Genomic DNA, 4,246 nt, shown 5'->3' with positions numbered 1-4,246 from the left:
CAATCAGACTCCCTTTTTTTCTTGAACATGACCGATTTAGTCTAAACTCCAGTAAAAAAGTTAAATATTCAAACATTTATGATAACAATTCAGAACCCCGACTTCTTGAAGATGTCGGGGTTCTAGTTTTGCTTACCACCCCAGTATTGCCTGCTTTAAGTCCACCTTTTTAAGGCGGATGTAGTCTAAAAGTATTTGTTACATCAGTAGATAACCTGCTCAATGATACATCCAAAAAATTTGCTACATTTCATAACATAAATATATCGCCCTCGCGTATTTACACAACAACGCGAATCACTGACATCAGATAATTAGTCAAAGTAAACGCATCTACCCCCAATTCCGTGCGTTCTTGCGCTGCTAAAATCCCAGCTTGGGCGTGCCACCATGCCGCCGTTGCTACAATATCTTCTATTGACAATTCTTTAGTAGCAGCTTGTGCTAATAATCCCCCAATTAAGCCTGTTAACACATCCCCACTCCCACCACGGGCTAAAGCTGGGGTACTTTCGGGGTTAATCCATACTATACCGTGGGGATTGGATATCGCAGTTCTCGCACCTTTCAACAATACTACTGCCCCACTCTGGATTGCTGCTTCTCTCACAGCTGCTATCCTGTCTCGTTTCGCATCAGGTAAATGAGGAAACAAGCGTTGAAATTCACCTGTATGGGGTGTTAGTACAGTTATAGCTTGACGCTGTTGTAATGTAGGGATGGTGTCTAGCCCTGCCAGAATATTTAAACCATCAGCATCGAGAATTAAAGGGCGATCGCTGTTTATAACTTCCTCGACAATAGGAGTAGCATCTGTAGTTAACCCAGGGCCACAGGCGATCGCACTAAAGGCATTTAAATCTGTTTTCTCTGGTAATTGTAACTGAGCGATCGCCCCCGTTTCCGTCTCAGGGCAACCAATAATCAAAGCTTCTGGTAAATGGGACACCAAAAGCTGCTTGAGAGACTCAGGTACAGCCACAGACAGCATCCCTACACCACTACCCCTAGCACCCAACGCCGTTAAAATTGCCCCACCTGCATAACGCCGCGAACCACAAATTAACAGTAAATGTCCTTCTTTATATTTGTGCGTTACTGGGGGACGGGGTAAGGGTAGGGTAGAAAGTGCCGTTGCTGTTGTGATGCGTTTAATTTTGTGGGTGTCTCCTAGTACCGCTTGCACATCCGCTAAGGGAATATCAAAATCAATTAACTCAGCTTTACCCACATACTCCAAAGCCTGATCCTGCAATAAACCCAGTTTCCATAAACCTAAAGACAGGGTATAAGTTGCACGGATAGCCGTCCCTAATACCTCGCCTGTATCAGTATGCAAACCCGAAGGCACATCAATACTAATAATTGGTTTACCCCAGTCATTAAAATGATTAATTGCCGAAGCAATGGGATCAGCGATCGCTCTTTCTAAGCCAAATCCAAACAATCCATCAACTAAAAAATCGCAATCAGGTAATTGTTCAATCTCTTGATAACAAGGGATACCCAAACTTTGAGCATACTGCAAATGCTGCGAAGTTAATTCCTTAAACTTAGAAAAAGGCACGTAAAGCCAGACATTTAACCCTTGAAAGTGTAACTCACGGGCTACAACCAACGCATCACCACCATTATGCCCAGGGCCAACCAGAATACCGACACAGGAACTGGGGTAAATATCCTCAATACGCTTGGCAATAAGTCCCGCCACCTTTTCCATCAAAGCGGCGACAGGCATTCCGGCGGCAAAAATCCGTCCTTCAATGTCCCGCATTTGGGCAGCAGTGACAACGACTTGGGAAATTTGTTCTTTTCTAGTCAGCACTTCACCTTACCGTCAATTATGGATTAGCTAGCACATATCAATAATCTATAGCGCAACGCCTAGAAAAATTCAGTAAAACAACTGAGAAAAATCAAACAAACTATATTTTTCCGAAATTGTTGCTATGGACTCAGTAGTTATATTCGGTCAATTAAAACACACTCTCATATTGAGTAAACAGAGAATAGTATGCGAAATGTTTTGTCAGGATGTTTAGTTTTTGCTGGATTAATGTCAGCAGCACCAGCCTTGGCGGGGGAAGTTCTCATCACTCGCAACTTTATTTTTACCTGTCAAAATCGATGCGTAGTAATAGAGTATAGAGATGGCGAACCCACTCAAGTCACAGATTCCGCAGGTGGAACAGTTAGAGTTCAACAAAGGCGGCCAGCCACACATGCCAAGTAGTTACTACTAAAGAGGTAGTGTCCGAACAAATTACGGAAAATACCCCTTGTGAGGGACAGGTTATTGGGGAAAGATGTTATTTTCAGCTTAATACCTGTCCCTTTTCTGATCCCAAAACTAAGTTAAAATGTTTACTTAGTGTATCCTTAACATTTCATTACCACCACGCTGTAACTCATACTCAACCTTGTGAATTTCACATTGGTATCCTTGCTTTTCCAGGTTTTCAACGATAAATTGCAAATGTGGCGATCGCTTACCTGCTTTTGAGAGAAGTTATTGATAATAGAAGTTGTGCCTATTGGGACTACGATTTACCTAAAAACAGTTCGAGCAAAGATTTCCAAACACTAATGTAAAAATTGCCCCCAACCTCATTTCGTAACAATTCAAAAGGAATGCCCTGGCTACCAATAAACGGACGCAACCGCCAACCTAACTGCATTCCCACAATTGCATAAATCACAATCCAGAGGCGGAGTAGCAGATTATTCAAGGGTTGTTCCATCCGAAAGGCAATGTATGAAGATCCCCTATACAGGTATCGGACTCCATAGATGCCACACAGAGCAAAAATTAGCACGTGCATCAGCATTAAAAACTGGTAGTTATCCGGCGTGGTGAGGGTGAAGAAAAAGGCAATGGGAGCTAAACTTACTAGCAAAATTGTTGTAGTTCCCAAGGTCATCATCATCAGGGCGACAGTTTGAAGAAACTTAAAACGTTGTCCCAGCAATACATTGAAGGTATAGAGTGATGGAACACAAATCAATGCTGTGAATAAAAAGAGAATAGGTAATTTGATGGCAGATGACAATGCTTGCAATACCCCGTTATACATACCCATGACTAGGCCATAAATACTAGATAGTAGGATAGAGAGAACAGACATTGACCAAATAATTCTAGCCAAATCTTTTTGGCTGTGTATCTGCTCAAATAGGGCTGTTTGCGCCCTCAGAATATAGTCGAGAAAGTAAAAAGCCAGACGAAAAACACCGTTATGCTCAATCGCCTGACGCAGTGCTTGAAGTTCTTTTTGGGAATATTCGTAGCGTTCTGCATGAGGTTTAGACGGGCGTTTGGCAGAACCGGAGGTATCCTCAGAGTGGAACGTAATGATATCAGGCTCTGGGGGTTCTTGTCCTCGATAGCTTGATTCAAAAACACCTGATTTATCGTGTTCTGGGTCAGAGGGTACTGCGTTATCGTCCTTATTCATACTTTTTTCTCAGAAATCATAATACATCTAAGATAACCAATGATAATTCATGAGAGTTGTGCAGAAATACGCCTATGATCCTTGTCTTGCAAGGTTAAAAGCCTAATTTTATCACAAATCTAGTATAGTAAATATTGGTAGTATTTAAGTAACTAAGAGTACCTTCTTTGTTACCAACGAAATCGTCAAAAACAATTTTCTCAGTTTTCATAGAGTCCAAGAAATCTTTCCCGTTGAAATGAATCATGTGATATGGTTGATCCGCTACCCAAACTTCTGTCTCCCAAGAAATCTCAGCCAGATATCGAGTCATTTCCTTACGCTTGGGGAAAGCAGCGACAAAAACTAATCCCTGTAACAACAACCAAAAAACATGAAAAATATACAGGTTATTGATGGAGCGAGGAATTGTGCTTATGATATTTTTGCGGCAACAGATGAAGAGTTTAAATTGATATTTCCCGATGAAGGGCAAGATATACAATTTGATGAAGATATATATTCAGATAAGGAAGCTCAATTGGGTTTAGCACAAATTTGGCAACGTCGCTTGGATAAAAAGAGCGTAAATGGAATACATGGTACGTTGTTTTATCAACTGAAACATAAAAAACAGTTTTATCCTAATAAACGAGAAGAAGATTTAACCATAAACCGAGGAAGAGCCTGATTGTGGATGGCATTGATTAAGCGTTCAAACTGGCTTTTAAAAAACAATAAGTCAACCCCTGCTGGGAATTAAAAATTAAAAATTAAAAATTAAAAATTAAAAATTAAAAATTAAAAATTAA

Annotated in this window: 6 protein-coding genes; 3 read left to right on the top strand and 3 right to left on the bottom strand. The window is 40.8% G+C overall.

All coding sequences use genetic code 11. The features are described 5' to 3' along the window. Positions 1–280 precede the first annotated feature (280 nt). Positions 281–1,825: an NAD(P)H-hydrate dehydratase gene (locus tag ACM0OR_RS27770; RefSeq protein ID WP_414579628.1), complete on the bottom strand. Its 1,545-nt coding sequence runs from the start codon at positions 1,823–1,825 to the stop codon at positions 281–283. A gap of 189 nt (positions 1,826–2,014) precedes the next feature. On the opposite strand from ACM0OR_RS27770, the gene ACM0OR_RS27765 reads away from it, so the two are divergent. Then, positions 2,015–2,233, top strand: coding sequence for a hypothetical protein (locus ACM0OR_RS27765; protein WP_414579627.1), 219 nt, complete (start codon positions 2,015–2,017; stop codon positions 2,231–2,233). Positions 2,234–2,540: 307 nt separating this feature from the next. On the opposite strand, the gene ACM0OR_RS27760 is transcribed toward ACM0OR_RS27765, so the two are convergent. After that, positions 2,541–3,455: an actin-binding WH2 domain-containing protein gene (locus ACM0OR_RS27760; protein WP_414579626.1), complete on the bottom strand. Its 915-nt coding sequence runs from the start codon at positions 3,453–3,455 to the stop codon at positions 2,541–2,543. A gap of 94 nt (positions 3,456–3,549) precedes the next feature. Then, positions 3,550–3,768, bottom strand: a complete 219-nt coding sequence (locus tag ACM0OR_RS27755) for a BsuBI/PstI family type II restriction endonuclease (protein WP_414579624.1) — start codon at positions 3,766–3,768, stop codon at positions 3,550–3,552. Here ACM0OR_RS27755 and ACM0OR_RS27750 point away from each other — a divergent pair. Beyond that, entirely contained in the window at positions 3,708–3,851 is a 144-nt protein-coding gene (locus ACM0OR_RS27750) for a hypothetical protein (protein WP_323267477.1), read from the top strand. The genes ACM0OR_RS27755 and ACM0OR_RS27750 overlap by 61 nt on opposite strands. Beyond that, positions 3,829–4,125, top strand: a complete 297-nt coding sequence (locus tag ACM0OR_RS27745; RefSeq protein WP_190708334.1) for a hypothetical protein — start codon at positions 3,829–3,831, stop codon at positions 4,123–4,125. The genes ACM0OR_RS27750 and ACM0OR_RS27745 overlap by 23 nt, the downstream gene beginning before the upstream one ends. Positions 4,126–4,246: the final 121 nt, after the last annotated feature.

This window comes from Anabaena sp. CCY 9402-a (genome assembly GCF_963920945.1).
GTDB lineage: Bacteria > Cyanobacteriota > Cyanobacteriia > Cyanobacteriales > Nostocaceae > Trichormus > Trichormus minutissimus.
This window is presented reverse-complemented; position numbering and strand designations above follow the sequence as displayed.

Excerpts from the sequence above, each read along its gene's own strand:
- ACM0OR_RS27765 (WP_414579627.1), top strand. The coding sequence starts at position 2,015 with ATGCGAAATGTTTTGTCAGGATGTTTAGTTTTTGCTGGATTAATGTCA.
- ACM0OR_RS27760 (WP_414579626.1), bottom strand. The coding sequence starts at position 3,455 with ATGAATAAGGACGATAACGCAGTACCCTCTGACCCAGAACACGATAAA.
- ACM0OR_RS27750 (WP_323267477.1), top strand. The coding sequence starts at position 3,708 with ATGGTTGATCCGCTACCCAAACTTCTGTCTCCCAAGAAATCTCAGCCA.
- ACM0OR_RS27755 (WP_414579624.1), bottom strand. The coding sequence starts at position 3,768 with ATGACTCGATATCTGGCTGAGATTTCTTGGGAGACAGAAGTTTGGGTA.
- ACM0OR_RS27745 (WP_190708334.1), top strand. The coding sequence starts at position 3,829 with ATGAAAAATATACAGGTTATTGATGGAGCGAGGAATTGTGCTTATGAT.